A 606-nucleotide genomic window follows, 5' to 3' on the forward strand; every position below is an offset into this window, starting at 1 on the left:
AGTTAGCCGGGGTGAAACATAAGGTTGTCAATAACTCTACTCATAAACTTGTGGCGGAAGTTGCCGACAGCAAGAGCTATTTCGATATGCTGAAAGCTTCCTTTAAAGCAACGCGACTGGCTACTGGGCACCGCTACTTCTTACGAGATAACTATGGGACTGTGGAATTACGACGGGCGCCGTACAAAAAGTTAACGAACATCATTGGTGACCAGTCACAACTGACTGGTTTTTCTTTTTCGAAGAGTATCGATGATACGGTCAATGTGGTGCGGGTGGTCCGGACTGATAAAAAGAAGAAGCAACAGACTTCTTCCACAGCCAAGACTAAGGCCAAGAAACAGACCGCAGCACAGAAAAAGGCAGCCGACGTGGCCAACACGAAGCTGACTACGGTGACTGCTGCTGGTGGGTCAGTGGAACGCTGGGGGAAACTTCAAGTGGTCGAAAAGGCCAAGGATAAAGCCAACGCCGCTCAGATGAAACAGAAAGCCAAGGATATCCTTAAGTCGAAGAACAAACAGGCCTACACGTTGAAGCTGACAACTATGGCTAACCTGAATGTAGTTGCTGGGAATGAAGCCATGGTTAAGGTAAAAAGCTTGA

The 606-nt window shown here is 47.7% G+C and carries 1 protein-coding gene; it reads left to right on the forward strand.

Annotated features, from left to right (window positions below; all coding sequences use genetic code 11):
• Positions 1-50: 50 nt before the first annotated feature.
• On the forward strand, positions 51-606 hold a 556-nt coding region (locus ACYVN4_RS45030), incomplete at its 3' end, for an XkdQ/YqbQ family protein (RefSeq protein WP_460730447.1).

The sequence above is a fragment of the Nocardia heshunensis genome (assembly GCF_054782115.1).